Genomic DNA, 25,781 nt, shown 5'->3' on the forward strand with positions numbered 1-25,781 from the left:
CGTCACTTTGACTTGAGGCTGATCCAATAGGCGCCATCGAAGGGCACGGCGGCGAAGCGATCGTTGATTTCCTTCATCGTCTGGTCGGGATCGATATCGCCGAAAATCTCCGGGCGCAGCCAGTGCGCGAAGGCCTCGGCGGCGAGGATGTTGAGGGGCACGGCGTTGAAGAAATTCCACAGGCCATGGACGCGTTCATCTTTCACCGCCTTCAGATTGGCGAGGAAGGGACTGGAAACGGCGCGCGCCAGCGTCTCGCGCGCCTCGTTCGGATCGACGCCGGGGCCGATGGAGAAGGCGCTGTAGGTGCCGCCCGGTGACGCGGTCGCGATATAGACGTCCGGATTGGCCGCGACGAGGAATTCCGAGCTGATGATGCCGCCCTGCGCCGGCAGGCTTTCCGCGATGTTGCGGCTGCCGGTGATGGCGATGAAGGCGCCGAGCCCGCCGGTGCCATAGGCATAGCAGCACTTTTCCGGGTTGGGGAAGGCGTCCATCAGCACGGTCGGGCCAGGTTCCGTGTGTTCGGCCACGCGGTCACGGATGCGCTTGACGCGCGCCTCGTAGAAGTCGGCAAACGCGTTCGCCTGCTCCTCGCGGTTCATCACCTGGCCGAGCAGGCGCATGTTGCCGGCGGTGTTGTTCAGCGCGTCGCTGTTGAAATCGACGATGACGACGGGCACGCCGGTCTGTTCCAGATAGCCGATCGCCTGCTTGCCAAGCTCGGTATCGGCCTGCCAGTTGGCGAGGATGGCGAGGTCGGCCTTGAGCGACAGCGCCGCCTCGAAGGACACGGTAATGCCGTCGCCGATGATCGGCACGTCCTCGATCTTCGGGAACTTGTCCTTGAAGCGCGCATAGATTTCCGGGTTGTCGCCCTTCATGTCGCTCGCCCAGCCGGCAAGGATGCTCACCGGATCGGGATGCACGAGCGACAGCGCCACCAGGTTGAAGCCGCTGCCAAGCAGCACGGCCTTGGGCTCGGCCGGAATGGTGACCTCGCGGCCGAGCGCGTCCGTGACGGTCAGCGGGTACTGCACCTCGGCGCGGGCCGGCAGCACGGCGAGGATCAGGAAGACGGCGAGGACGAGGAAGCGCATGGTCATTGTTTTCTCAGTTCCGGCAGGGCGCAGAGTTCGCCGCAGCCGGGAATGCCGGGCAGCATGTAGCGCAGGCAGCAGACTTTCCGGCGACAGTGGACCGCGCCTTCTTCCATCTCATGGCGCAGGCAGCCGTGGAAGGGGTTGCGGCTGCCATTTGCCAGTTGCGGGCAATCGAAGAGTTGGCGCGACGGCCAATGGTCGTCGCCTTCGGCGGGCGACCGGTCCGTCGCGTTGAAGGCATAGTCGATATAGACGGCGGCATTGTTCCAGGCGAGTTTCGGCGCGATGCCGGTCTTTTCCTTGAACAGCGCGACGACGCGGGCGAGGTGGCAATCGACCAGCGGCGTGATGACATCGACGAGGCCCTTGCTTTCGCTCCAGTCGCCCTCGTGCGGCAGGCCGAAGGCGCGCGGCAGGCCGTCTTCGCCGATGGCGATGGTCATCTCGTCGAGCGCGATGGGCGGCGTTATCTCCGCCCGGCGCGCGACGACATAGGGGATGGTCAGCGCGGAAAAATAGTAGAGCGACCAGAAGGAGGCGACGGCGCGCCGGTCCGCGCTGCCGTGGACTTCGGCATAGCGGTCGAGCGTTTGCGAAAACCCGTCCCCCGCCAGGAAATCGCCGAGCGGCACGGCGCCGTCGAGGTCCGACGAGAGCATCATCTTCTCGCCGCACCAGGCGTGCTCGCCGGTAAAGACCGCCTTCAGGCCCTGGGGCCTGAAAGCGGTTTCGCCGTCCTGGGAGGAAAGGTTCGTCAAGGGCTTACCACGAATACTTCAGGCTGCCGATGACCGTGCGGCCCTGGTCGCGGTAGCAGAAGCCGGCCGAGCACACGGCATCCTGACGATCGAACAGGTTGGTGGCGTTGACCTGCAGCTTCAGGCCCTCGAACTCCTTGTTGATCGCGGCGAAATCGTAGTCGATCGACGCATCGACGAAGGCGCGCGAGGCGTTCTTCGAGACATTTTCGTCGCTGCCGTAGCTGGAGCCGGTAAAGCGCACGCCCGCGCCAAAACCGAGGCCGGCAAGCGCGCCGTCTTCCGGCATGTCGTAATGCGCCCAGAGCGAGGCCATGTGGCGCGGGATGGAGGAGACGTCGTTGCCGACGGTGCCGGCCGGACCGTCGATGATCTTCGCCTGCGTATAGGTGTAGGAGGCGATCAGCGACAGGCCGTTGTCGAGGCTCGTGGAGGCTTCAAGCTCCAGGCCGCGCGAGCGCAGCTTGCCGCGCTGCACCTGGATGTTGGCCGGGCCAGTCGGCAGGTCGACGACTTCGTAATAGAGGCCGTTCGTCTGGTCGATGTTGAAGAGCGCGGCGGTGATGAGCGTGTTGCTGTCCGGCAGCAGATATTTCACGCCCACTTCCTGCTGTTCGCTCTCGGTCGGCTTGAACGGGTTGCCGGTCGCCATGTTCACGCCGGCATTGGGCGAAAACGCGGTCGAGTAGCTGGCATAGGGCGTGATGCCCCATTCGGTCTCATAGGTCACGCCGGCGCGCCAGGTGAAGGCGCGGTCGTCCTGGCTGATCGTGTCGAGGGCGCCGGAGGCGAGGTCCGTGTTGTCGGTGTCGGTGGAGACCCAGTCGTAGCGGCCGCCGAGCGTGAAGGTCAGCGCGTCGTAGCGGATCTGGTCCTGCATGTAGAGGCCGGTGATCAGCTGGTCCTGCACGCTCTTCGTCTGGAAGGCGATCGGATCGACCGGGCGGCCGCGCGTCGGGTCGTTGATGTCGAGCGGCGGCGAGACGCCGTAGCCGTTCAGCGACTTCCAGTAGACCTTGGTGAAATCGACGCCGGTGAGCAGCGTGTGCTCCAGCGCGCCGGTCTCGAACTTGGCTTCGAGCTGGTTGTCGATCGTGTAGGTGTTCAGCCACTCCTCGAACGTGCCGGCGCTGCTGTCGAGCAGCGTCGGGTCGGCGGCGTTCGGCTGGTAGGCGAAGGCCCAGTCGGCGTCGACGTTCAGCCAGGAGGCACGCGCGTTCTGGCGGAAGGTGAAGGTCTCGTTCAGGCGGCGCTCGAATTCGTAGCCGATGCGGCCCTGGTTCTGGATGGAATCGTTATAGGCCGGGTTGCCGGCGAAGAAATCGCTGACCTTGCCGGTGGCCGGGTCATAATAATAGGCCGCCGTGCCGCCCGTCTTGGTGCGCGAATATTCGCCAAGGATGGTCAGGCGCGTGTCCTCGTCCGGCTTCCAGGTGAAGGCCGGCGCGATATAGGCGCGGTCGTCCGGAACGCCGACCTGTTCGGTGTCGGCGCTGCGCATGAGGCCAGTCAGGCGGTAGTAGAAGGGGTCTTCGTCGTTGATCGGGCCGGAAAGGTCGAACTGGCCCTGGTAGCGGTCGTGGCTGCCGTATTGCACCTGCACCTCGCGCAGCGCCTCTTCCGTCGGGCGCTTGCTGATGAGGTTGTAGAGGCCGCCGGCACCGGAGGCACCGTAGAGTGCCGAAGAGGGGCCGCGCAGGATCGACACGCCTTCGAGGCCGTAGGGCTCCGTCTTGAACAGCGAGGAACCGGCGCCCGGCTGGCGCAGGTTGTCGCGGAAGACGCCGGTATAGGTCACGTCGAAGCCGCGCACCGTGAAACTGTCGAAGCGCGGGTCAAAACCGTAGCCGCCGACGCGGGTGCCGGGCGTGTAGGCGAGCGTGTCGAGCAGGGTCTGCGGGTTGCGGTCTTCGAGCTGCTGCTGCGTGACCGAGGAGATCGACTGCGGGGTCTGGATGAAGGGCGTATCGATCTTGGCGCCCGTGGCACTGCTCTTGCCGACATAACCGTCCGCGGTGATGACGCCGCCGCTGCCGCCATCCACGACGATGTCTTCTAGAACGGTCGCGCCGTCCTGTGCCGTCGCTGCCTGGTCCTGCGCAAGGGCGACCGTGGCGAGCGTGAGGAGGGACGTGCCGGCGAGCGCCAGGCGGAACATCGTGCGGGAAGGCTTGTGCATGCGGGGTCTTTCTGACGAAGCGGATCGATAAGATGACCGTTTTTATCAGGATTCAGATCGCTGCAACAAATTATATGACTGGAACAGTCATGATTCAACCTGTGTTGCCGGCGCGCAACACAGGTTGGGGATGAATTGCACTCAGAAGGCGAGGCTGCCGGCCATCAGTGCAAGCACGAGGAAAATCAAGAAGATGACAATGGCGACCGCAAACAGGATCTTGGCGATCGTCGCCGTTGCCGCCGAGACGCCGGAGAAGCCGAGGAAGCCGGCGATCAGCGAGATGACGAGAAAAATCAGTGCCCATTTCAGCATGGCGTTGTCTCCAGATATATGGACAGAAGGACGCGCGAGGGCAAAAAAAGTTCCCGTCTAGGTGAGTTGATCAGCCGGGACTGGGCGATGGCGGCGGAAGCGGCGCAGCATTCTTGTCGTGCCCACCAGCCCCCAGCCGAGGCACGCGCCTGTCGCGGCCCAGAGGAGGCCGGCCGGTGTCACGGGAACGGCCGGCTGGAAATCCCGCCACGCATTGGTGAGGATCATGTCGTCGGCATTGCGCAGGAGCGCGAAGGGTTTTGCGAAGGGCGACGTCCGGGCCATGCTGGCGGATTGGCGGGCGATCGTCTCGAAGCGGGTGAGGGTGCGGCGCATCGACTGGCCGCGATTGCGCAGGAAGGGTTCGCCGGCGCCGTCATAGATCGCGAGCGCCTGTGTGCGGTCGATGCCGGCAAGCGTGGCGTCGCGGTCGAAATCGGCGACGATGATGCGCAGTTCATCGAGCGCGCCGCCGAGGCGCTGCTGGTATTGCTGCGCGAATTCCGGCGCCTGCGAGAAGGTCAGCGCGCCGATCAGGGCGGCGGTTGCAGTCGCGGTGCGGGACAAAATCCTCATGCCGTTCTCCCGGGACATCGCATCCCGGGAGCGGAACCGCCGGAGCGGCCAAAAGTTTCCGTCAGCCGTGGCTGATCATGACGTGGCGCACGGCCGTGTAGTCTTCCAGCGCGTAGATCGACATGTCCTTGCCGTAGCCCGACTGCTTGACGCCGCCATGTGGCATTTCGGTCGTCAGCATGAAATGCGTGTTGATCCAGGTGCAGCCATATTGCAGGCGGGCAGCGGCTTTCATCGCCTTGCCGATATCCCTGGTCCAGACGGAGGAGGCGAGGCCGTAGTCGCTGTCGTTTGCCCAGGCGACCGCCTGGTCGGCCTCGGAAAAGCGCGTGATGGAGACGACGGGGCCGAAGACCTCGCGGCGCACGATCTCGTCGTCCTGCGTGGCGCCGGCCACCACGGTCGGCTGGAAGAAATAGCCCTCGTCGCTGCCCGCGCGGCCGCCCGTGGTGATCTCGACATGTTTCAGTTCGGAAGCGCGCTCGACGAAACTCGCCACGCGGTCGCGCTGGCGTTTCGAGATCAGCGGGCCGATCTCGTTCAGCGAGTCGTCCGGGTCGTTGTATTTGATGGTCGAGACGGCGGCGGAGAGGTCGGCGACGAGCTTTTCGTAGATGCCGTCCTGCGCGTAGATGCGGCAGGCTGCCGTGCAATCCTGGCCGGCATTGTAATAGCCGAAGGCGCGAATGCCCGCGACGACGGCCTCCAGGTCCGCATCGTCGAAGACGACGACGGGGGCCTTGCCGCCGAGTTCCAGATGGGTGCGCTTGACGGTTTTCGCCGCCGCCGCCAGCACCTTCTTGCCGGTCGCGACATCGCCGGTGATCGAGACCATGTTAATCTTCGGATGGTTGATCAGCGCATTGCCGACCGTCTCGCCGCGGCCGAGCACGATGTTGACCACGCCCTCCGGCAGGACATCGGCAAGCAGCTTGGCCATCTTCAGAGCCGTCAGCGGCGTCTGCTCGGAGGGCTTGAAGACCACCGTGTTGCCGCCGGCAATGGCGGGCGCCAGCTTCCAGGCCATCATCATCAGCGGATAGTTCCACGGCGCAATCGAGCCGACGATGCCGATCGGGTCGCGGCGCACCATGGATGTGAAGCCGGGCAGGTATTCGGCGGCGACGGGGGCATTGAGCGAGCGGATGGCCCCGGCGAAAAAGCGCCAGCAATCGACGATGGCCGGCAGTTCGTCATTGCGCGCCGCGTTGATCGGCTTGCCGCAATTCAGCGATTCCAGTGCCGCGAAGGCGTCGGCGTCCTTTTCGATCGCGTCGGCGATCCTCAAGAGATAGCCGGAGCGTTCGGCGGGCGTGGTGGTGGCCCAGGAGACGAAAGCCTTTTCGGCGGCATCCACCGCGGCGTCGATCTGCGCGTAGGAGGCTTCCGGCAGGTCGACGATCTTGGCGCCGGTCTTCGGGTTCAGGATGTGCTCCTCGACTTCCGTGCCGGCCTCGAAGCGCGCGCCGATCAGCATTTGGGTGTCCATCGATGTTCTCCCTTGTGTCGTCATTTGCCGCCGCCGGCGACCTGGTCGCCGTCGCGGGTGAGGTAGTAGGCGCCGAGGATCGGCAGGAAGGTCAGCAGCACGACGACCATGGCGACGACGTTCGTCACCGGCCGCTGGCGCGGGCGCACGAGTTCCTCCAGCATCCAGATCGGCAGGGTCGATTGCTGGCCGGCGGTGAATGTCGTCACGATCACCTCGTCGAAGGAGAGCGCGAAGGCGAGCATGCCGCCGGCAAGCAGGGCCGTGCCGATATTCGGCAGGATGATGTAGCGGAAGGTCTGGAAGCCATCGGCGCCGAGGTCCATCGAGGCTTCGATCAGCGAGCCCGAGACGCGGCGGAAGCGGGCGACCGCATTGTTGTAGACGACCACGACGCAGAAGGTCGCGTGGCCGAGCACGATGGTCCAGAACGAGAAGGGGATTTCCGCAAACGAGAAGGCCGAGCGCAGCGCGATGCCGGTGATGATGCCGGGCAGCGCGATCGGCAGGATGACGAGCAGCGAGATCGTTTCGCGGCCGAAGAATTTCGTCTGGCTGACGGCGGCGGCGCAGAGCGTGCCGAGCACGAGCGCGATGGCCGTCGAGATGGCGGCGACGCGCACCGAAAGACCCATCGCGGCCCAGACGTCCGGCCGGTTCCAGGTGACGGCGAACCATTGCAGCGTATAGCCCGGCGGCGGGAACTGGTAGCTCTTCTCCTCCGTGGTGAAGGCATAGAGGAAGATCAGCAGGATCGGCAGGTGCAGGAAGGCGAGGCCGAGACCTGCGGCAATCTTCAGGCCCAGCGGCGCGGAGGTGTTTCTATCAGAGCGCATCGAAGGCTCCCTGTCGCTTGGCCATCCAGAGATAGAGGCCCATGATGACGATCGGCACGACGGTGAAGGCCGCGGCAAGCGGGATGTTGCCGGCCGTGCCCTGCTGGGCATAAACCGCCTGGCCGATGAACAGCCGCGACGAGCCAATGATCTGCGGGATGATGTAGTCGCCCAAGGTCAGCGAGAAGGTGAAGATCGAGCCGGCGATGATGCCGGGCAGGGCGAGCGGGAAGAGCACGTAGCGGAAGGTCTGCGCCGGGTGGCCGCCGAGATCGGCGGAGGCCTCGATCAGGTTGCCGGGCACGCGCTCCAGCGCTGCCTGGATCGGCAGGATCATGAAGGGCATCCAGACATAGATGAAGACGATGAAGGTGCCGGTATAGCTGATCGACAGCGACGTGCCGCCGACGACCGGAAGCGATAGCCAGGCGTCCAGCACCCACAGCAGGTTGAGCTTGGCGAGCGCCCAGGTGACGATGCCCTCCTTGGCAAGGATCAGCTTCCAGGCATAGACCTTCACCAGATAGCTCGACCAGAGCGGCAGCATGACGCCGAGATAGAAGATGACCTTCCACTTTCCCTTGGCATAACGCGCAGCATAATAGGCGATCGGGAAGGCGATGACGGCGGAGGCCAGCGTCACCAGCACGGCCATGATGACGGTGCGCAGGATGATGTCGAAATTCGACGGGATGAGCAGCTGGCGATAGGTTGCGAGCGTGAACTCGTAATTGATCAGCCCGGAGAAATCGTCGATCGAGAAGAAGCTCTGCAACAGCAGCGCGAACAGCGAGCCGAGATAGATGACGCCGAGCCAGAGCAGCGGCGGCGTCAGCATCAGGAGCAACAGGATCTTCGGGTTGCGCCAGAAGAAATCCGAAAGCCGCCCGGAGGTGTTTTCGCGGCGCGCGAGGATGGAGGTGTCGGCGGCGATCGTCATTGGGCGCCGTCCATCTGGTGCAGGTCGTCGGCCAGGAAGGAGAAGGTGACGGTCTCGCCCTCAGCCGGCACCGCAAGCGAGGCCGGCACCATGGCCGCGACCCGGGCGCCCGCCGCCTCAACCGTCACGCGGTTTGCGGCACCCAAAAAGCTCGCGGCGACGACGCGGCCGGTGAAATGTTTGCGGCCCGGTCCGCTCTCGCCAAGCGCGATCGCCTCCGGGCGCAGGCTCGCATAACCCTTGCCGAAGCCGAGACCGGCGACAAAATCCGGCGGCAGAACGTTGGACGAACCGACGAAATCCGCGACGAAGCGCGTCTTCGGCCGCTTGTAGACCTCTTCCGGCGTGCCGAGCTGCTGGATCTTGCCGTCGTTGAACACGGCGATGCGGTCGGCCATGGAGAGCGCCTCGCCCTGGTCGTGCGTGACGAAGACGAAGGTGATGCCGAGCGATTTCTGCAGCGATTTCAGCTCTTCCTGCATCTGCTCGCGCAGTTTGAGGTCGAGCGCGCCGAGCGGCTCGTCGAGCAGCAGCACGCGGGGGCGGTTGACGAGGGCTCTTGCGAGCGCCACGCGCTGGCGCTGGCCGCCGGAAAGCTGGCCGGGCCGGCGCGCGCCGTAGCCGGGCAGCTTCACCATGGCGAGCGCCTCTTCCGCCGCTTTCAGCCGTTCCGCCTTGCCGACGCCCTTGACCATCAGGCCATAGGCGACGTTTTCGAGGATCGAGAGGTGCGGGAAGAGCGCATAGTCCTGGAACACCGTGTTGACGTTGCGCCGGTAGGGCGGCACGCCTTCCGCCGTCTCGCCGAAAATCTCGATATGGCCGGACGTTGGCTGCTCGAAGCCCGCCATCAGGCGCAGGCAGGTCGTCTTGCCGGACCCCGACGGCCCCAGCATGGCGAAGAACTCGCCCTCGGCAATCGCGAGATCCACGCTATCGACGGCGCGCACGGCACCGAAATGGCGGGAGACTTGCTGGAACAGGACGGCGGTCATGGGGGCTCCGGGTGTTGTCTTGGGCGAGGGGCATGGTGTGCCCATCGCAAATCGTCATCATGGGCAGGAAGACGGCACGGCTGGTCAATCTCCCCCCTTGTGGGGGAGATGCCCGGCAGGGCAGAGGGGGGTAACCCACCCGCTCCGTAAGATTTTGCCGCTTCGCGGCCACCCCCCTCTGTCACCTTCGGTGACATCTCCCCCACAAGGGGGGAGATTGGTTGGTGTATGCCGCGCCGTTTTAAATCAACGTCCGCCGATCACACCGATATAGTCGGAGACCCAGCGGTGGTAGGGCACGCATTCGCTCTGGCTTTCGCACTTGGCGACCGGCGTGCGCCAGAAGTGGATCTTTTCGAAGTTCTCGAAACCATTGGTCTTGCAGCCTTCGTCGGTGAGCAGCGCATTGCCCTTGCAGGCGGCCGGAACGGAGGGAACCGCGCCGAACCAGGCGGCTGCGTCACCCTGCACCTTGGCCGACAGCGAATGTTCCATCCACATATAGGCGCAGTTCGGATGCTGGCTTTCGGCATGCAGCATGGTCGTGTCCGACCAGCCCGTCACGCCTTCTTCCGGGAAGGTCGAGGCGATCTTCTGCTTTTCCGCCTGCATCAGGTTCACCTGGAACGGCCAGGAGCCGGACGCCACGACGCCTTCGTTCTTGAAGTCGTCGATCTGGATCATCGCATCGTGCCAGTAGCGGCCGACGAGCGTGCGCTGGACGCGCAGCAGGTCGAGGGCGGCCTTGTACTGGTCTTCGTTGAGCTCGTAGGGATCCTTGATGCCGAGATCCGGCTTGTGCGCCATCAGGTACTGCGCGGCGTCGGCGATGTGGATCGGGCCGTCATAGGCCTGCACGCGGCCCTTGTTCGACTTGCCGTCCGGCAGCGTCATCTCTTCGAAGACGACGTTCCAGCTCTTCGGCGCCTCGTCCTTGAAGGCATCGGTATTGTACATCAGCACGTTCGGGCCCCAGAGATAGGGGGTGCCGTAGTGCACGCCGTTCACCGTATGCCAGGGTGCGTTCTGCAGGCGCTCGTCGACGGTCTTCCAGCTCGGGATGAGGTCGGTGTTGATCGGCTGCACGCGCTTGCCGGCGACAAGGCGGAGCGACGCGTCACCCGAGGCGGTGACGAGGTCGAAGCCGCCTTCGTTCATCAGGGCGACCATTTCGTCCGACGTCGCTGCGGTCTTCACGGTGACCTTGCAGCTCGTCTTCTTCTCGAATTCGGTGACCCAGTCGTAGTTCTTGTCCGTCTCGCCGCGCTCGATATAGCCGGCCCAGGCGACGATGGACACTTCGCCTTCGCCGGCGCCAAGCTCCTTCAGCGGCTCCTGGGCGAGGGCGGATGCGGTGAAGGCGAGCGAAAGGGTGAGCGCGGTGCAGGAATGCAGAAGTCGCTTCATGTCAGTCTCCCGGTGTGATCCGCTTGGTGCGGTATTGTTCCCGGAAGAAAAGGTGCCGCGATTTCGCCGCTTTCGCAAATTCATTAATCAGAATGCCGCTATCGGAAATTCCGAAACCGAAGGTGGTTATCGCCCGCGCCCGCTGCGCAACGCCTCCGCCAACCCGACGAAATCCCGTGCCGCCTGCGGCAGGCTGGAGCCCTTGCGCCAGACCATGCCGACCTGCACGACCGGCAGCGCGCCGGAAACGTCGCGGCTTTCGATGCGGTCGCCTTCCAGCGACCAGGGGCGGTAGACGAGGTCTGGCAGCAGCGCGATGCCGGCGCCGGTGGCGACCAGGCTGCGCACGGCTTCCACCGAGCGCGTGCGGAAGGCGACATGGGGGCGGGCGCCCAGCGCCGAGAGCAGTTTGCCGGTGTTCTCCTCGATTTCGTCGACGGTCAGCATGATCAGCGGCTCCTTGGCGATATCGCTGACGGAGATGATATCGGCGGAGACGAGGGGATGGCCGATCGGCAGCCAGAGCCGATAGGGCGAGGTCTCGATGATTTCCGCCTGGAGCGCCATGCGGTCACGCAGGTTCGAGATGACCATGACCGCGACGTCGAGCTCGCCGCCGACCAGCAGGTGTTCGAGATAGGAGCCGTTGTCCTCAATGGCGCTGACATCGATGCCTGGGAAGGCGCGGCGATAGCGGGAGAGCAGGTCCGAAAGCACATAGCCGGCGACGAGCGAGGTGACGCCGAGATTGAGCTGGCCCTTTTCGGCCGTCCGGTTGTCGGAGAAGGAACGCCGTGCATCCGAGACGTCGGCGAGAATCTTTGTCGCGTGGCGCAGGAACTGGTGGCCGTTGTGCGTCGTGGTCAGGCCGCGGGGATGGCGGTCGAACAGCTCGACGCCAAGATCGGATTCGAGCTCCTTGATCGCCTCGGTGATCGAGGATTGCGAGATGGAGAGGTTTTGCGCGGCGCGCGTCACCGAACCCTGCTCCGCGACGGCGACGAAATATTGCAATTGCCGGAAGGTGAATGCCATGGCGGCAGTTAATATGGCCGGGCCCGGCGAGGCAAGCGGCGAAAATTCCTTGGGAAAGCCGCTTACGGGACAGGTCTTGTTGCATAGCATGGTTATGATGCCGGCAATCGACGAGGAGTTGCCATGACCGGACGTCCCATGCCCAGCGAAGCGGGCATTCTCGCCTTCCACCAACGCTGCGAGGATTTTTATCCCGCCGATGCCGTCGACGCGGATATCGTGCAGCAGCGCGCCTGGTACAACGCACTCTGCGCCGTCTTCGATGTGCCCGCGCCGGCGGGCATGGTCAAGGTCGACGGGCTTGTCGCGGAGCGCATCCCGGTCCGCCGCTACCGGCCGGCCACGGTGTCGACCGAGACGCGGCTGTTCTACATCCATGGCGGTGGGTTCGTCGTCGGGTCGCTCGACAGCCATGATGCGATCTGCGCCGAGATTTCCGAGGCGGCGGGGGCCGAACTCGTTTCCGTCGACTACCGGCTTTCGCCGGAGCACGTCTGGCCCGCGGCCTTCGACGATTGCTGGGCGGTGCTGATCGATCTGCTGCTGGAGCCGCATCCCATCGTCGTGATCGGCGACAGCGCGGGCGGCAATCTTGCGGCCGGCATCGTGTTGCGGGCGCGCGATGAGGGGCTGAAGGGCATTGTCGGGCAGGCGCTGATCTATCCGGGCCTCGGCGGCGATCTGGTGTCGGGCTCCTATGAGGAGATGGCTGAGGCGCCGGGGCTTTCGACCGCCGATACCAGCTATTACCGCGAGATCTACAAAGCGCCGAAGGATGACCCGCATGCCTTTCCGCTACGAGCGGAAAACCTGGCCAGCCTGCCGCCCGCCTTCATCACCGGCGCTTTTTTCGATCCGTTGCGTGATGATGCGCGGGCCTATGCGGCGCGGCTGGCGCTGGCCGGCGTGCCGGTGGAATTTCGCGAGGAGAAGCAGATGATCCATGCCTGGCTTCGGGCGCGCTTCATGAGCGAAGGCGCGAAGGCCGGCTTTGCGGCGCTGTGCGATGCGGTCCGCCGGATGGCAAGGCCATGAGCGGCGTCACCGACCTCGACGTGCTGCTCGCGACTATGGAGCCGGCGCTGGTGGAGGGCAGCTTCGTCTATGCCAGCGTGCCGGCGGGCGAGCTTGCGGCGCATCTGTCGCGCGGGCCGATCGGGCTTTTTCGGGAGGAGGAGGGCATCACGCTGATCCTGCCCGCCGACGCTGCGGATGGCCTTGCTGCCAGCCCGCCGATGCGGATGATCACGCTCACCGTGCATTCCTCGCTGGAGGCCGTCGGCCTGACGGCGGCCTTCGCCACGGCGTTGACGGCGGACGGCATCAGCGCCAACGTGGTTGCCGGCTACCATCACGACCATATATTCGTGCCGGAGCGGGATGCCGAGCGGGCGCTCGAAACGTTGCGGGCCTTGTCCCGCGCGGCGCGTGAAAAGGGAGAAGCATGATGAAGGTTCTGCGGTTTGCCGGTGTCGCCCTGGCGTTCGGTATGTTTGCGGCGGTGCCGTCGCTGGCCTTTGCCGAGGATGCGGCCGTGCCCATCCCGGCTTGCGCCCTGTCCGGCTCGAAAAGCGTCTTCATCGGCGGCGCCCCGGCGCTGCGCCTCTCCGACGTGGTGAATTGCCCGCCGGAGCTTTACGAGATCGTGCCGAGCATCATGATCGAAGGCCAGCCCATGGTGAAATTCCGCTCGGGCGTCGGCGAGAAGGGAAATTGCACGGCGCGGGGGGATGAGACGGTGAGCGTCGAAGGCGGGTCTGCCAGCCGGCTTGGTGATGTGACTTGCACGCAGAATTGAATGGGCGGTGAAAGCATTCGATCTTCGGATGCGGCGTAGCCCCTCACCCTAACCCTCTCCCCGCAAGCGGGGAGAGGGGACTTGCCACACGCCACGCTTTGGATGGCGAAAACGGTGCAGCATATCTCCTTCGCCCCGCTTGCAGGGAGAAGGTGGCCGGCAGGCCGGATGAGGGGCTATACTGCCGTACCACAAAGAAACGGGCGGCCGAGGCCGCCCGCTTTGTTCAGTTGCCGGCGCTTTCCATGCGCCTTGTCGTCAGCACCTTCTCCAGCCAGCCGATTTCCATCTCGGGGACCGACTTCAGCAGCAGGTCCGTATAATCGTCGAAGGGCGGTGACAGCACCTTTGACTTCGGGCCGAAGCGGACGAGTTTTCCGCGGTGCATCACGGCCACCGAGTCGGCGATGGCGCGCACGATGGCGATGTCGTGGGTGATGAACATGTAGGAGACGTGGGTCTCGTCCTGCAGTTTCAGGAGAAGCTTCAGGATGCCTTCGGCCACCAGCGGGTCGAGGGCGGAGGTGGGCTCGTCGCAGAGGATGAGTTCCGGCTGGGCCGCAAGTGCCCTTGCGATCGCCACGCGCTGTTTCTGGCCGCCGGACAGTTCTGCCGGATAACGGTCGGCGAAGCGGCCGCCCATTTCGATCTGCTCCAGCAGTTCCTTTACCCGTTCGGTCTTCTTGGCACCGCGCATGCCATAGTAGAAGGTGAGCGGGCGGCCGACGATGTCGCGCACCGTCTGGCGCGGGTTCATCGCGGTGTCGGCCATCTGGTAGATCATCTGGACGCGGCGCAGCTCGTCGTTCGACCGGCCCTTCAGCGCCTTCGGCAAGGGCTTGCCGTCGAAGCTGATCGTGCCCTCCTGCGGCGGCAGCAGGCCGGTGATGACGCGGGCGAGGGTGGATTTCCCCGAGCCCGATTCACCCACCACCGCCAGCGTCTGGCCCTTCGGCAGGTGCAGGGAAACGTTCTGCAACACCTTGAAACCGTTGGAATAACCGGCGGTGATGTTCTCCACCTTCAGAAGCGTATCCGACTGGTCGGGCGCCTCCTCGCGCTTGGTGCCGCGCACGTTGACCAGCGCGCGGGTATAGTCCTGCGTCGGCGCCTCGATGATCTGCTTCACCGAGCCGTATTCCACCATCTTGCCGTGCCGGAGCACGAGGATGTCGTCCGTGATCTGCGCCACGACGGCGAGGTCGTGGGTGATGTAGAGCGCGGCCGTATTGGTTTCCTCGATCGCGTGCTTGATCGCGGCAAGCACGTCGATCTGCGTCGTCACGTCGAGCGCGGTGGTCGGCTCGTCGAAGACGATGAGTTCCGGGTTGGGGCAGAGCGCCATGGCGGTCATGGCGCGCTGAAGCTGGCCGCCGGAGACCTGGTGCGGGTAGCGCTGCCCGAAGGTTTCGGGGTTCGGCAGGCCGAGCACCTTGAACAGGTAGAGCGCGCGCTTTTCCGCGTCCGCACGGCTCATGATGCCGTGTTTCAGCGAGGCCTCGATCACCTGTTCGCCGAGCCGGTGGGCGGGGTTGAAGGCGGCGGCCGCCGACTGCGCGACGTAGCAGACCTTTGCGCCGCGCACCTTGCGGATGCCGTTGGGGCCGAGCTTCAGCAGGTCCTGCCCGTTGAGCAGGACCTCGCCGCCAGTGATCCTCACCCCGCCGCGCCCATAGGCGAGTGCGGTGAGGCCGATCGTCGACTTGCCGGCGCCGGATTCGCCGATGAGGCCGAGCACCTTGCCCTTTTCGACGTCGAAGGACACGCCCTCGACGAGGGTGACGGTGCGCGGCGGCTCGCCCGGCGGGTAGCTTGTCGCCTCGATCTTGAGGTTCTTGACAGACAGCAGATCAGGCATCGCCGCGCCCTCCCTTGAGGCTCGAGGTGCGTTTCATCAGCCAGTCGACGACGAGGTTGACGCAGATGGCCAGCCCCGCAATCGCACCGCCCGGAATGAGGGCGGCCGAAATGCCGAAGATGATGCCGTCCTTGTTGTCCTTCACCATGCCGCCCCAGTCCGCTGCCGGCGGCTGGATGCCGAGGCCGAGGAAGGAGAGCGTGGAGAGGAACAGGATGGAGAAGGCGAAGCGCAGGCCGAATTCGGCCAAGAGAGGCGAGAGCGTGTTGGGCAGGATTTCCCGGAAGATGATCCAGCCCGTGCCTTCGCCGCGCAGACGCGCCGCTTCCACGAACTCCATGACGGCCACGTCGAGTGCCACGGCGCGTCCGATGCGGTAGACGCGGGTACTGTCGAGGACCGCCATCACGAGGATGAGGATCCAGAGCTGCTGCGGCAGCACGGCGAGCACGACGAGCGCAAAGATCAGCGTCGGGATCGCCATCATCAGGTCGTTGAAGCGCGAGAAGATCTGGTCGATCAACCCGCCCGTCACCGCCGCGATGAAGGAGAGCAGCATGCCCAGCGAGAAGGAAAGCACGGTTGCCGCCAGCGCCACGAAGATCGTGGTGCGGGCGCCGAAGATCAGCCGCGAGAAGAGGTCGCGGCCGAGATTGTCGGTGCCGAGAAGATAGGCGCCACCCATCGGCTCCCAGACGGAGCCGACGATCTGGCTTTCGCCATAGGGGGCGATGAGGGGGGCAAAGACGGCACAGAAGATCGAGAGCGCGATGCCCAGAATGCCGACCCAGGCGCTGACGGGAATGGAGGAAAGTCTCATCGCGGATGCCTCAATCTGGGGTTCGCGATAATCGCAAGGATATCGGCGAACATGTTGAGGAAGATGTAGAAGGCGGCGAAGATCAGGCCGCAGGCCTGCACCACCGGCATGTCGCGCACCGTCACGGCGTCGACCATGTACTGGCCCATGCCGGGATAGACGAAGACCACCTCCACGACGACGACGCCGACCACGAGATAGGCGAGGTTGAGCGCAATGACGTTGATGACCGGCGCCAGCGCGTTGGGTGCGGCATGTTTCGCGATGACGCGAAGGCTGCCGAGACCCTTGAGTTCGGCGGTCTCCACATAAGCCGACGACATGACATTGAGGATCGCGGCCCGCGTCATGCGCATCATGTGGGCGAGCACGACGAGCACCAATGTTGCCGTCGGCAGTGCGATGGCGGAGAGGCGCTGGCCGATGGTCATCGATTCATAGACCGTCGCGGGGAAGGTCGCGACGCCCATCTGCACGGCGAAGAACAGGATCAGCAGGTAGCCGACGAAGAACTCTGGAAGCGAGATCGCCGCAAGCGAGATGACGTTGATGATCTTGTCGGGCAGGCGGTTTCGATATTGCACCGCGAGCATGCCGAGGCCGACGGCGAGCGGCACGGAGATGATGGCCGCGAAGAAGGCGAGGAACAGCGAATTGCCGAGGCGCTTGCCGATCTGCTCGCTGACCGAGTTTTTCGACGCCCAGGAATTGCCGAAATCACCCTGGACGGCGCCGCCGAGCCATTTGAAGTAGCGGGTGGTGGCCGGCTGGTCGAGGCCGAGATCCTTGCGGATGTTCTCGATGGCCTGCGGCGTTGCGGACTGGCCGAGATAGGTTGTGGCGAAGTCGCCGGGCAGGGCTTCCACGCCCCCGAAGATCATCAGGGACACGGCGAAGAGCAAGGCCACGCTGAGCGCGAGGCGTTGCAGGATGAGCGCAGCGAGGGGGCTGCTCTTGCTGAGTTTCGCCCAGAACGAGGGCGAACCTTCGTTGAAGGGGGCTCCAGTGGACGCAACCGACCCGGCAACGCCGACAGACTGCGGGGCTTCGCCCGCAGTCGTCGTTGCTGTCAGCTCCGGACCGTGCGCCGGTCCGCGGCCGGTCATCAGGCGTCGAGCCACACGCGGGTTGCGACATAGCCGTTCGACATGTCGTTGCCGATATCGTGCACGTAGCCCTTCACGTTCTTGCCGCAGGCGTTCACGAAGTCGTTGAACATCGGCAGGATCAGGCCGCCTTCGTCACGCACCATCATGGCCATGGTGCGGTACATTTCCTTGCGCTTGGCCTCGTCGAGTTCCGAGCGGGCTTCGAGAACCATCTTGTCGAAGTCTTCGCGCAGGAAGCGCGTGTCGTTCCAGTCGGCCTTCGAGAGATAGGCGGTCGAGTACATCTGGTCCTGGGTCGGGCGGCCGCCCCAGTAGGAGGTCGAGAAGGGCTGCACGTTCCAGACGTTCGACCAGTAGCCGTCGCCGGGCTCGCGCTTCACTTCGATCTCGATGCCGGCCTTCTTGGCGCTCTCCTGGTAGAGAACGGCGGCGTCGACGGCACCCGGGAAGGCGACGTCCGACGTGCGCAGCAGGACCGAGCCGCTGTGGCCCGACTTCTTGTAGTGGAAGGCCGCCTTGTCCGGGTCATAGGCGCGCTGCTCGATGCCTTCCGGGAAGAGGGCATAGGTCTCGTTGATCGGGAAGTCGTTGCCGATCTTGCCGTAGCCGCCGAGCACCTTTTCCAGCATCGTCTCGCGGTCCATCGCATATTTCAGCGCCAGACGCAGGTCGTTGTTGTCGAACGGCGCCGTGTTGCAATGCATGATGAACACGTAGTGGCCGCGGCCGGAGGTGGAGAGGATGTCCACGGTCGGCGCGCGCTTCAGGAGGTCGACGGTCTTCGGGTCGACGCGGTTGATATAGTGCACTTGGCCGGAGGACAGGGCCGCGATACGGGCCGTCGCGTCGTTCATCGCGATCATTTCGATCGAGTCGACGAAGCCGCGGTCCTGGCGCCAGTCATCCGCATTGCGCTCGAAGGTGGCGCGCACGCCGGCCTCGAAGCTCGTGACCTTGTAGGGGCCGGTGCCGATCATGGCGTTCGGATCGTCGAGGCCGCCGTTCGGCTGGATGACGAGGTGGTAGTCGGTCAGAAGCAGCGGCAGGTCGGCATTGCCTTCCGTCAGCACGAGCACGAGCTTGTCGCCGTCGGCCTTGATTTCCTTGATCGACTTCATGACGCCGAGCGCGCCGGATTCCGACTTCTCGTCGGTGTGGCGCTGCAGCGTCTTGATGACGTCATCGACCGTCAGTTCCTTGCCGTCGTGGAATTTCACGCCCTTGCGGATGGCGAAGGTCCAGGTCGAGGCGTCGGCGGACGGCTCCCAGGATTCGGCAAGTGCTGGAACCGGCTTGCCGGTCAGCGGCTCGGATTCCACGAGCATGTCGCCCCAGTTGCGGCCGACGACGAACATGAACTGCGAAAGCGCCTTTGCGGGGTCCTTCGAGTCGGTCGCGGCAGCGCCTTCGAGGCCGAGCTTGAGGGCTCCGCCGCGCTTCGGCTCCTGCGCCTTGGCGGCGGTGTCGAACATGGTGCCGGCGACGGCGAGGGTGATGCCCAATGCAGCGGCACGGCCCATGAATTCGCGGCGGTTCATCTGGCCGAGCGTGACCTGGCTGGTGAGGTATTTGGTGTAATCAGTCATTCCCCTGTTCCCTTTTGCTGGCCCTGAAGTGGGCAATTGTTATTGTGATTGGCAGAATTTCTGTTTTTGGCCTCCATGGCAACCTCCCGTCCGAGATTTGTGACGGTGGCGGTGCATGTCCTCGTCTTCCGAAAGCCTCCTCTTCCTGCCGAGCAGCGGCCCTGTTCCATAAAGCTATTCAAATGCAGGGCGTCTGTAACGCCCTAATTTATCTTGGTCTTCCAAAAGCCTGGCTTATGGAAGGATGCAGACCCGCGCCCGATGCAGGGGCGCGGTCGCTATCGTCCCTTCCAGACGGGATCGCGTTTTTCGGCGAAGGCGCGTGCGCCTTCGAGCTGATCCTCGCTGGAATAGAGAATATCCACCGTCTTGAACTGGCGGCGGGTGATCTTGTTCATGGTCGCCTGGAAGGTGTCGCCCTCGGCGGCGCGCACCACTTCCTTGATGGCGGCATAGACGAGCGGCGGGCCGCTTTCGAGCAGGCGGGCAAGTTCCCAGGCCCGGTCGAGCAGCTTGTCGGCGGGCAGGATCTCGTTGACGAAACCCCAGCGATGCGCCTCCTGAACGTCCAGCCAGCGGCCGGTCAAAAGCATGTCCATGGCGATGTGGTAGGGTATGCGCTTCGGCAGCTTGATAGAGGCGGCATCCGCCACCGTTCCGGAGCGGATTTCCGGCAGCGCGAAGGTCGCGTGTTCGGCGGCGAGGATAAGGTCGGTGGAGAGCGCGATTTCGAGCCCGCCGCCGCAGCAGATGCCGTTGATGGCCGCGATGATCGGCTTGTTGAGATCACGCAGTTCCTGCATGCCGCCGAAGCCGCCGACACCGTAATCGCCGTCGACCGCATCGCCCGCGGCCGCCGCTTTCAGGTCCCATCCTGGACAGAAGAATTTTTCCCCCGCACCTGTGATGATGGCGACGCGCAGGCTGTCGTCGTCGCGGAAATCGGCAAAGATCTTGCCCATGAGGCGGCTCGTCACGAGGTCGATGGCATTGGCCTTCGGGCGATCGATCGTGATTTCCAGGATGCCGCCTTCGCGGCGTTGCAGGATCGGTCCGGTCATGGGTTTTTCCTTAGACGGATCAGCGCGTCGGCCGCGACGACACCGTCGCCAGCTGGCAGCACCATTACGGGATTAACGTCCAGTTCTTCGATTATTGAAGCGTTTGAAACGACATAGGATGCCGCTGATGCGACGGCGGCGACAAGAGCGTCGATATCGCCCTTCGCAGCGCCGCGATAACCGTCGAGAAGCTTCGAAATCTTCAATCCGGCGATGGCCTCGCGGATGGTTTTTTCATCCGTCGGTAGCGTCAGGACAGCGGAATCTTCGAGCAGTTCGACGAGGACGCCGCCAGCGCCGATGGTCAGGACCGGACCGGCGACGGGATCGCGCATCGCGCCGACGATGAGCTCGGCAACGGGTTTGCCCACCATCTTTTCGACGAGGAAGCCGGATGCGACGCCCGCCATGGCCTTGGCCGCATCGAGCACGGCCTCGCGGCTGGCGAGGTTGAGCTTGACCGCGCCCGCCTCGGTCTTGTGCGCGACGCCAAGGCCCTTGAGCACCACCGGAAAGCCGAGATCTTGCGCGGTATCGGCCGCCGCTTCCGCGGTCTCGGCGGTAAGGCCCTTCGGCACGGGCAGGCCGTGCGCGGCGAGCGCCTGCTTGGCCTCGTGTTCGGTGAGGGTGACGGCTTCGCCTTCGCTAGCCGCGGTTTTCAGCAGCGGCACGGGCAGGGGTTTTGCCCAGATTTCGCCGATGCCGGCGGCGGCTTCAGCGGCGGCGAGCGCCTCCTCGATACCGTAGAAGGGCACGACGCCGTTCTGCATCAGCATTTCGGCCGTCGCTTCCGGCATGTTTTCGCCCATGCTGGCGACGATGCCGGCATTTGCCCCGGTCGCCTTGGAGGCGTCGATGACGGCGTGGCAGGTGGTGATCCAGTCGGCGGCGTCGCAGCGGTCGAGGCGGGGGAAATCGAGCACGACGAGGTTCAGCGCATAGCCGCCCTGCATCATGGTCGTGAAGGCGGCGGTCTGCTTCTCGCGGTTGCCCCAGACGAAGGTGTGGTAGTCGAGCGGGTTGGAGATGGTCACCATCTGGCCCAGCGTTTCGCGCAGCGGCTGGCGCTGCTCCTGTTTGAGCTCGCGGTAATTGACCTTCCGCTTCACCCCGGCATCCGCCATCAGCGAGGCTTCGCCGCCGGAGCAGCTCATCGACGAGATGTCGTAATTTGTAAGCGGGCCGGCGACATGCAGCAGCTTCAGCGTTTCGAGCAGTTCGGGTAGCGTCTCGACGCGGCCGATGCCGAGGCGCGACAGCAGCGCGGAGGAGACCGCATCGTTTCCGGCGAGCGAGGCGGTGTGCGAGACAGTGGCGAGCTGTGCCTGCTCGGACTTGCCGACCTTCAGGGTGACGACCGGCTTCTTCAGTTCGCGGGACCGCAGGGCAAGACGCTCCAGCGATTCGAGGCTATCGAACCCTTCGATATGCAGGCCGACGGCTGTCACACGCGGGTCTTCCAGCACGGCGCAGGCGAGGTCGGCGAGGCCGGTCTGGGCCTGGTTGCCGGCGGTCAGGATATAGGCGAGCGGCAGGCCGCGCTGCTGCATGGAAATGTTGCAGGCGATGTTGGAGGATTGCGTGAGGACGGCGACGCCCTTGTCGATGCGCAGCATGCCGTGCTGGTCGGGCCAGAGCAGGGCGCCGTCCAGCATGTTGATGAAGCCGTAGCAGTTCGGCCCGAGGATCGGCATGTCGCCGGCCGCTTCCACCAGCGCCTTCTGCAGATCGTCGCCATCGGCAAGCTCGCTGACGGCCTCGCGGAAACCCGAGGCGTAGCAGACCGCGCCGCCGGCACCACGGGCCGACAGGTCACGGATGATGCTGATGGTCAGCTCCCGGTTGACGCCGACGAAGGAGGCGTCGGGCGCGCCCGGCAGGTCGGCGACGGAGCGGTAGCATTTGCGCCCGAGGATTTCCTGCTCGCGCGGATGCACCGGCCAGATCTCGCCGGAAAAGCCCATCTTGTCGCACTGGAAGATGACGCGGCGCGCTTCCTTGCCGCCGAAGACGGCGATGGAGCGGGGCCGGATCAGACGGTCGAGGGATCGTGTCATGTCGACATTACGCTCCGAGCGGCCTGAGCAGATCACGGCTGATGATGTGCCGCTGGATTTCCGACGTGCCGTCCCAGATGCGCTCGACGCGGGCATCGCGCCAGAAGCGGGCGAGCGGCAGGTCGTCCATCAGGCCCATACCGCCATAGATCTGGATCGCCTCGTCGGTGACGCGGGCAAGCATTTCGGTCGCGTAGACCTTTGCGGATGCGATCTCGCGGTTCGACGGCAGGCCCTGGTCGAGGCGCCAGGCGGCCGACAGCGTCAGGAGGTCGGCGGCGTCGATCTCGGTGATCATGTCGGCGAGCTTGAAGGAGACGCCCTGGTTGGCGCCGATCGGCTTGCCGAACTGCTTACGCTCAGCGGCATAGTTGAGCGCGTAGTCGAAGGCGCGCCGCGCCCGGCCGACCGAGGTTGCGGCGACGGTAAGGCGGGTCGCATAGAGCCAGTCGTTGGCGATGTCGAAACCCTTGTGCACCTCGCCGAGGATCTGGGCGGAGGGCAGGCGGCAATCGTCGAAGTTCAGGATGCAGTTCTTGTAGCCGCGGTGCGAGACCGACTCGTAGCCGTCGCGGATTTCGAAGCCGGGCGTGCCGCGGTCGACGAGGAAGCAGGTGATGAGCTTCTTCTTGCCGCGCGGCGTGTCTTCCTCGCCGGTGGCGATGAAGACGATGACGAAATCGGCGATGTTGGCGTGGCTGATGAAGTGCTTGGTGCCGTTGACGATCCAGTCGTCGCCGTCCTTTCGGGCGAAACACTTCATGCCGCGCACGTCGGAGCCGGCATCCGGCTCGGTCATGGCGAGCGCGTCGAACTTCTCGCCGCTGACGGCGGGCAGCAGATAGCGTTCGCGCTGCTCATCGTTGCAGGCCATCAGGATGCCGGAGGGGCGGCCGAAGAAGACGGTGAGCGCCATCGAGCCGCGGCCGAGTTCACGCTCGACGAGGGTGAAGGAGGCATGATCGAGGCCGGCACCGCCGACCTCTTCCGGCATGTTGCAGCCGAAGAAGCCGATTTCCTTGCACTTGCGGGCGATTTCCTTGCCGAGTTCCGGCGGCACATGGCCGGTGCGCTCGACCTCGTTTTCATGCGGATAGATTTCCGTTTCGACGAAGGAGCGGACCGTGTCCACGATCATCTGCTGTTCGTCGGTCAATGCGAAATTCATGGAAAAGTCCTCCCCGTATTCTTGTCACGGGAGGCGCGCGTTGCGTCTACCCCCCTCTGCCCTGCCGGGCATCTCCCCCTCAAGGGGGGAGATTGATTGTGGCACCGCTTTGCCTCAAGCCGATCTCCCCCCTTGTGGGGGAGATGCCCGGCAGGGCAGAGGGGGGTGGCGGCTTACGCCGTCACTTATGCTTCTGCCCGACATGCCGCCCGACACCATCCGGCGTCGGCAGCTTGGCATGGGCTTCCGCAATCTCCGCAACCTTCGCCAGCACGTCCGCAGGCGCATCGACGCTCTTGCCGGCCTTGCTGTCGACGTGCAGCGCCATCTGCTCGGCCGTCGCGATGACATCGCCGGTCGCCGCGTCGTGGATGCGGGTGAAGAAGTGCAGCCGCTTGTTGTCGGAGGAGAGAAGCTGGAGCGTCGTGTAGAGCGCCTGGCCGAGCTTGCCTTCGCCGAGATGGCGGATGTGGGTTTCCACCGTGTAGTAGCTGTGGCCGGCCTCGACATAGGCGAAGTCGACGCCGATCAGCCGGAGCAGCGCATCCATCGTATCGCCGAAGAGCTGGAGATAGCGGTGCTCGGTCATGTGGCCGTTGTAATCGACCCAGGCGGCGTTGACCTTGGTGTCGACGAGGCGCAGCGGCTCGGCGGCCGAGACCTCGACTTTCGCCTTGCCAGCCTTCGACCAGAGATGTTCCTCGAACTCGGCGAGCAGCTTGCCGGCACCCCAGCCTTTGCCGTCATCGCCGGCCTTCAGCGCATGCATGATGCCGACGAGGTTCTGGTCGCGGATACGCTCCAGATCGCGGATGCCGCGCGCACCGGACTGGTCGTCCGACTGCTGGGCGATCTTTTCCACCAGCTCGTCGTTGAGATCGACGACGTCGGTGAGCTTCGTCCAGGGCCAGGAGAGGCAGGGGCCGAACTGGGCGAGGAAGTGGCGCATGCCGGCTTCACCGCCGGCGATGCGGTAGGTCTCGAACATGCCCATCTGCGCCCAGCGGATGCCGAAGGAATAGCGGATCACGTCGTCGAGCGTCTCGGTGTCGCAGATGTCGTCCTTGATGAGCCAGAGGCCCTCGCGCCAGACGGCTTCGAGCAGGCGATCGCCGACGAAGGCCTCGATCTCTTTCTTGATGATCACGCCCTTCATGCCGATGGGGGCGAGCTTGGCCTTGGCGTCTTCGAGCGTTGCCTTGCTCGTCTTTTCGCCACCGACGAGCTCGGCCAGCGGCAGCAGGTAGACGGGGTTGTAGGGATGCGCCACGAACAGGCGTTCGGGGTGTTTCATGTCGCGCTGGAGATCGGTCGGCATGAGGCCGGAGGTGGAGGAGCCGATCAGGGCATCGGGCTTTGCGGCCGCGTCGATCTGGGTGAGGACGCCGCGCTTCATTTCCAGCCGCTCGGGCACGCTTTCCTGAATCCAGTCAGCGTCTTGAACGGCTTCTTCCAAGCTTTTGCAGAAGGTGATTTTGCCCTTCGGCGGCAGCGGCGCCATGGTGAGCATGCCATAGGCGCGCTCGGCATTGGCCATCACTTCGCCGATGATACGCTCGGCTTCCGGATGCGGATCGAAGATATTAACGTCGATGCCGGCGAGCGCGAAACGCGCGACCCAGGCCCCGCCGATGACACCGCCGCCGACGCAGGCCGCCTTGTTGATCGTGCTCATTTCGGTGCCCGCTTCTGGAGTTTCAGCTTTTCGCGCACTTCGGCCGGGCCGATGATACGTGCGCCCATGCTTTCGACGACGTTGACGGCCTTTTCGACGAGCTGCGCATTGGTGGCTAGCTGGCCCTTGCCGACATAGAGGTTGTCTTCAAGCCCGACGCGGACATTGCCGCCGGCAAGCACGGCCGCAGCCGGATAGGCCATGGCGTTGCGGCCGATCGAGAAGGCGGAGAAGGTCCAGGAGGAGGGCACGTTGTTGACCATCGCCATGAAGGTGTTGAGGTCGTCCGGCGCGCCCCACGGAATGCCCATGCAGAGCTGGATGAGGACCGGGTCCTCGATGACACCCTCCTCAACGAGCTGCTTGGCGAACCAGAGATGGCCGGTGTCGAAGGCCTCGATTTCCGGGCGGACGCCGAGGTCCGTCATCATCTTGCCCATGGCACGCAGCATGGACGGCGTGTTGGTCATCACGTAGTCGCCGAGCGAAAAGTTCATCGTGCCGCAATCGAGCGTACAGATTTCCGGCAAGCATTCGGCGACGTGGGAAACGCGCTCGGTGGCGCCGACCATGTCGGTGCCGTTCGGGTTCAGCGGCAGCGGCTGTTCGGTGTTGCCGAAAATCATGTCGCCGCCCATGCCGGCGGTGAGGTTCAGCACCACGTCCACCTCGGCGTCGCGGATGCGTTCTGTCACTTCGCGGTAGAGATCGTTGCGGCGGCTCGGCGCGCCGGTTTCCGGATCGCGGACGTGGCAGTGCACGACAGCGGCGCCGGCCTTGGCGGCGTCGATCGCCGATTCGGCGATCTGCTTGGGCGAGCGCGGCACGTGGGGCGATTTGCCGGCGGTGTCGCCGGAGCCGGTGACGGCGCAGGTGATGAAGACATCACGGTTCATGGCTAAGGGCATGTGGTCTCTCCCAGAATTCTTATGGGGGACATTACGAGCCAAGAGGAGGCGCAGTGCTTTCACTTTTCGGATCTATCCTTGACAATTCGAGAGGTGAACACGCATGCT

23 protein-coding genes are annotated in these 25,781 nt (G+C 64.6%); 3 read left to right on the forward strand and 20 right to left on the reverse strand.

Annotated features, from left to right (window positions below):
• Positions 1 to 2: 2 nt before the first annotated feature.
• The 11 genes from J2Y63_RS22435 to J2Y63_RS22485 form a co-directional block, all read right to left on the reverse strand.
• On the reverse strand, positions 3 to 1,106 hold the full coding sequence (locus J2Y63_RS22435; RefSeq protein ID WP_435267888.1) for an ABC transporter substrate-binding protein: 1,104 nt from the start codon (positions 1,104 to 1,106) through the stop codon (positions 3 to 5).
• The gene (fhuF, locus tag J2Y63_RS22440; protein ID WP_435268022.1) at positions 1,103 to 1,765 is read right to left on the reverse strand and encodes a siderophore-iron reductase FhuF; all 663 of its coding nucleotides are present in this window, start codon (positions 1,763 to 1,765) and stop codon (positions 1,103 to 1,105) included. The genes J2Y63_RS22435 and fhuF overlap by 4 nt, the downstream gene beginning before the upstream one ends.
• A gap of 100 nt (positions 1,766 to 1,865) precedes the next feature.
• A complete protein-coding gene (locus J2Y63_RS22445) occupies positions 1,866 to 4,040 on the reverse strand; it encodes a TonB-dependent siderophore receptor (protein ID WP_435267889.1) in 2,175 nt (724 codons plus the stop codon).
• Between the two features lie 141 nt (positions 4,041 to 4,181).
• Positions 4,182 to 4,355, reverse strand: coding sequence for a DUF1328 domain-containing protein (locus J2Y63_RS22450; protein WP_435267890.1), 174 nt, complete (start codon positions 4,353 to 4,355; stop codon positions 4,182 to 4,184).
• Positions 4,356 to 4,412: 57 nt separating this feature from the next.
• Complete coding sequence (locus J2Y63_RS22455) at positions 4,413 to 4,931, reverse strand: DUF2937 family protein (RefSeq protein ID WP_435267891.1); 519 nt, start codon at positions 4,929 to 4,931, stop codon at positions 4,413 to 4,415.
• 61 nt (positions 4,932 to 4,992) lie between these two features.
• Entirely contained in the window at positions 4,993 to 6,420 is a 1,428-nt protein-coding gene (locus J2Y63_RS22460; RefSeq protein WP_435267892.1) for a gamma-aminobutyraldehyde dehydrogenase, read from the reverse strand.
• A 20-nt stretch (positions 6,421 to 6,440) separates the two neighbouring features.
• Complete coding sequence (locus tag J2Y63_RS22465) at positions 6,441 to 7,256, reverse strand: ABC transporter permease (RefSeq protein ID WP_435267893.1); 816 nt, start codon at positions 7,254 to 7,256, stop codon at positions 6,441 to 6,443.
• Positions 7,246 to 8,196: an ABC transporter permease gene (locus J2Y63_RS22470; RefSeq protein WP_435267894.1), complete on the reverse strand. Its 951-nt coding sequence runs from the start codon at positions 8,194 to 8,196 to the stop codon at positions 7,246 to 7,248. Before J2Y63_RS22470 ends, J2Y63_RS22465 begins: the two co-directional genes overlap by 11 nt.
• Positions 8,193 to 9,191 carry an ABC transporter ATP-binding protein gene (locus J2Y63_RS22475; RefSeq protein ID WP_435267895.1) on the reverse strand — a complete coding sequence of 333 codons (999 nt, stop codon included), beginning with the start codon at positions 9,189 to 9,191 and terminating at the stop codon, positions 8,193 to 8,195. Before J2Y63_RS22475 ends, J2Y63_RS22470 begins: the two co-directional genes overlap by 4 nt.
• Before the next feature lie 246 nt (positions 9,192 to 9,437).
• A complete protein-coding gene (locus tag J2Y63_RS22480) occupies positions 9,438 to 10,598 on the reverse strand; it encodes an ABC transporter substrate-binding protein (RefSeq protein WP_256117266.1) in 1,161 nt (386 codons plus the stop codon).
• Between the two features lie 126 nt (positions 10,599 to 10,724).
• Positions 10,725 to 11,633, reverse strand: a complete 909-nt coding sequence (locus tag J2Y63_RS22485) for a LysR family transcriptional regulator (protein ID WP_306031837.1) — start codon at positions 11,631 to 11,633, stop codon at positions 10,725 to 10,727.
• A 123-nt stretch (positions 11,634 to 11,756) separates the two neighbouring features.
• On the opposite strand from J2Y63_RS22485, the gene J2Y63_RS22490 reads away from it, so the two are divergent.
• The 3 genes from J2Y63_RS22490 to J2Y63_RS22500 are packed head-to-tail and all read left to right on the forward strand — an operon-like array spanning position 11,757 to position 13,431.
• Positions 11,757 to 12,668: an alpha/beta hydrolase gene (locus J2Y63_RS22490; protein ID WP_435267896.1), complete on the forward strand. Its 912-nt coding sequence runs from the start codon at positions 11,757 to 11,759 to the stop codon at positions 12,666 to 12,668.
• Positions 12,665 to 13,081, forward strand: a complete 417-nt coding sequence (locus tag J2Y63_RS22495) for an ACT domain-containing protein (RefSeq protein ID WP_435267897.1) — start codon at positions 12,665 to 12,667, stop codon at positions 13,079 to 13,081. The genes J2Y63_RS22490 and J2Y63_RS22495 overlap by 4 nt, the downstream gene beginning before the upstream one ends.
• Positions 13,078 to 13,431, forward strand: coding sequence for a hypothetical protein (locus J2Y63_RS22500; protein WP_435267898.1), 354 nt, complete (start codon positions 13,078 to 13,080; stop codon positions 13,429 to 13,431). The genes J2Y63_RS22495 and J2Y63_RS22500 overlap by 4 nt, the downstream gene beginning before the upstream one ends.
• A gap of 226 nt (positions 13,432 to 13,657) precedes the next feature.
• Here the strand turns inward: J2Y63_RS22500 and J2Y63_RS22505 are convergent, their stop codons facing one another.
• The 9 genes from J2Y63_RS22505 to J2Y63_RS22545 form a co-directional block, all read right to left on the reverse strand.
• Complete coding sequence (locus J2Y63_RS22505; protein ID WP_435267899.1) at positions 13,658 to 15,289, reverse strand: ABC transporter ATP-binding protein; 1,632 nt, start codon at positions 15,287 to 15,289, stop codon at positions 13,658 to 13,660.
• Positions 15,282 to 16,109, reverse strand: coding sequence for an ABC transporter permease (locus J2Y63_RS22510; RefSeq protein ID WP_435267900.1), 828 nt, complete (start codon positions 16,107 to 16,109; stop codon positions 15,282 to 15,284). The genes J2Y63_RS22505 and J2Y63_RS22510 overlap by 8 nt, the downstream gene beginning before the upstream one ends.
• Entirely contained in the window at positions 16,106 to 17,215 is a 1,110-nt protein-coding gene (locus tag J2Y63_RS22515; protein WP_305111306.1) for an ABC transporter permease, read from the reverse strand. Before J2Y63_RS22515 ends, J2Y63_RS22510 begins: the two co-directional genes overlap by 4 nt.
• The gene (locus J2Y63_RS22520) at positions 17,215 to 18,804 is read right to left on the reverse strand and encodes an ABC transporter substrate-binding protein (protein ID WP_435267901.1); all 1,590 of its coding nucleotides are present in this window, start codon (positions 18,802 to 18,804) and stop codon (positions 17,215 to 17,217) included. Before J2Y63_RS22520 ends, J2Y63_RS22515 begins: the two co-directional genes overlap by 1 nt.
• A gap of 278 nt (positions 18,805 to 19,082) precedes the next feature.
• Positions 19,083 to 19,865, reverse strand: a complete 783-nt coding sequence (locus J2Y63_RS22525; protein ID WP_435267902.1) for a carnitinyl-CoA dehydratase — start codon at positions 19,863 to 19,865, stop codon at positions 19,083 to 19,085.
• On the reverse strand, positions 19,862 to 21,922 hold the full coding sequence (locus tag J2Y63_RS22530; RefSeq protein ID WP_435267903.1) for an acetate--CoA ligase family protein: 2,061 nt from the start codon (positions 21,920 to 21,922) through the stop codon (positions 19,862 to 19,864). Before J2Y63_RS22530 ends, J2Y63_RS22525 begins: the two co-directional genes overlap by 4 nt.
• A 7-nt stretch (positions 21,923 to 21,929) precedes the next feature.
• Entirely contained in the window at positions 21,930 to 23,090 is a 1,161-nt protein-coding gene (locus J2Y63_RS22535; RefSeq protein ID WP_435267904.1) for an acyl-CoA dehydrogenase family protein, read from the reverse strand.
• 181 nt (positions 23,091 to 23,271) lie between these two features.
• Positions 23,272 to 24,765 carry a carnitine 3-dehydrogenase gene (locus tag J2Y63_RS22540; RefSeq protein WP_435267905.1) on the reverse strand — a complete coding sequence of 498 codons (1,494 nt, stop codon included), beginning with the start codon at positions 24,763 to 24,765 and terminating at the stop codon, positions 23,272 to 23,274.
• Positions 24,762 to 25,673, reverse strand: a complete 912-nt coding sequence (locus tag J2Y63_RS22545) for a 3-keto-5-aminohexanoate cleavage protein (RefSeq protein ID WP_435267906.1) — start codon at positions 25,671 to 25,673, stop codon at positions 24,762 to 24,764. The genes J2Y63_RS22540 and J2Y63_RS22545 overlap by 4 nt, the downstream gene beginning before the upstream one ends.
• Between the last annotated feature and the right edge of the window lie 108 nt (positions 25,674 to 25,781).

The sequence above is a fragment of the Shinella sp. BE166 genome, assembly GCF_051201095.1.
Lineage (GTDB): Bacteria > Pseudomonadota > Alphaproteobacteria > Rhizobiales > Rhizobiaceae > Shinella > Shinella lacus.

Excerpts from the sequence above, each read along its gene's own strand:
- J2Y63_RS22435 (WP_435267888.1), bottom strand. The coding sequence starts at position 1,106 with ATGACCATGCGCTTCCTCGTCCTCGCCGTCTTCCTGATCCTCGCCGTG.
- J2Y63_RS22445 (WP_435267889.1), bottom strand. The coding sequence starts at position 4,040 with ATGCACAAGCCTTCCCGCACGATGTTCCGCCTGGCGCTCGCCGGCACG.
- J2Y63_RS22500 (WP_435267898.1), top strand. The coding sequence starts at position 13,078 with ATGATGAAGGTTCTGCGGTTTGCCGGTGTCGCCCTGGCGTTCGGTATG.
- J2Y63_RS22480 (WP_256117266.1), bottom strand. The coding sequence starts at position 10,598 with ATGAAGCGACTTCTGCATTCCTGCACCGCGCTCACCCTTTCGCTCGCC.
- J2Y63_RS22505 (WP_435267899.1), bottom strand. The coding sequence starts at position 15,289 with ATGCCTGATCTGCTGTCTGTCAAGAACCTCAAGATCGAGGCGACAAGC.
- J2Y63_RS22545 (WP_435267906.1), bottom strand. The coding sequence starts at position 25,673 with ATGCCCTTAGCCATGAACCGTGATGTCTTCATCACCTGCGCCGTCACC.
- J2Y63_RS22510 (WP_435267900.1), bottom strand. The coding sequence starts at position 16,109 with ATGAGACTTTCCTCCATTCCCGTCAGCGCCTGGGTCGGCATTCTGGGC.
- J2Y63_RS22535 (WP_435267904.1), bottom strand. The coding sequence starts at position 23,090 with ATGAATTTCGCATTGACCGACGAACAGCAGATGATCGTGGACACGGTC.
- J2Y63_RS22520 (WP_435267901.1), bottom strand. The coding sequence starts at position 18,804 with ATGACTGATTACACCAAATACCTCACCAGCCAGGTCACGCTCGGCCAG.
- J2Y63_RS22485 (WP_306031837.1), bottom strand. The coding sequence starts at position 11,633 with ATGGCATTCACCTTCCGGCAATTGCAATATTTCGTCGCCGTCGCGGAG.
- J2Y63_RS22465 (WP_435267893.1), bottom strand. The coding sequence starts at position 7,256 with ATGCGCTCTGATAGAAACACCTCCGCGCCGCTGGGCCTGAAGATTGCC.
- J2Y63_RS22450 (WP_435267890.1), bottom strand. The coding sequence starts at position 4,355 with ATGCTGAAATGGGCACTGATTTTTCTCGTCATCTCGCTGATCGCCGGC.
- J2Y63_RS22530 (WP_435267903.1), bottom strand. The coding sequence starts at position 21,922 with ATGACACGATCCCTCGACCGTCTGATCCGGCCCCGCTCCATCGCCGTC.
- J2Y63_RS22460 (WP_435267892.1), bottom strand. The coding sequence starts at position 6,420 with ATGGACACCCAAATGCTGATCGGCGCGCGCTTCGAGGCCGGCACGGAA.
- J2Y63_RS22490 (WP_435267896.1), top strand. The coding sequence starts at position 11,757 with ATGACCGGACGTCCCATGCCCAGCGAAGCGGGCATTCTCGCCTTCCAC.
- J2Y63_RS22475 (WP_435267895.1), bottom strand. The coding sequence starts at position 9,191 with ATGACCGCCGTCCTGTTCCAGCAAGTCTCCCGCCATTTCGGTGCCGTG.
- J2Y63_RS22470 (WP_435267894.1), bottom strand. The coding sequence starts at position 8,196 with ATGACGATCGCCGCCGACACCTCCATCCTCGCGCGCCGCGAAAACACC.
- J2Y63_RS22495 (WP_435267897.1), top strand. The coding sequence starts at position 12,665 with ATGAGCGGCGTCACCGACCTCGACGTGCTGCTCGCGACTATGGAGCCG.
- J2Y63_RS22525 (WP_435267902.1), bottom strand. The coding sequence starts at position 19,865 with ATGACCGGACCGATCCTGCAACGCCGCGAAGGCGGCATCCTGGAAATC.
- J2Y63_RS22515 (WP_305111306.1), bottom strand. The coding sequence starts at position 17,215 with ATGACCGGCCGCGGACCGGCGCACGGTCCGGAGCTGACAGCAACGACG.
- J2Y63_RS22540 (WP_435267905.1), bottom strand. The coding sequence starts at position 24,765 with ATGAGCACGATCAACAAGGCGGCCTGCGTCGGCGGCGGTGTCATCGGC.
- fhuF (WP_435268022.1), bottom strand. The coding sequence starts at position 1,765 with ATGATGCTCTCGTCGGACCTCGACGGCGCCGTGCCGCTCGGCGATTTC.
- J2Y63_RS22455 (WP_435267891.1), bottom strand. The coding sequence starts at position 4,931 with ATGAGGATTTTGTCCCGCACCGCGACTGCAACCGCCGCCCTGATCGGC.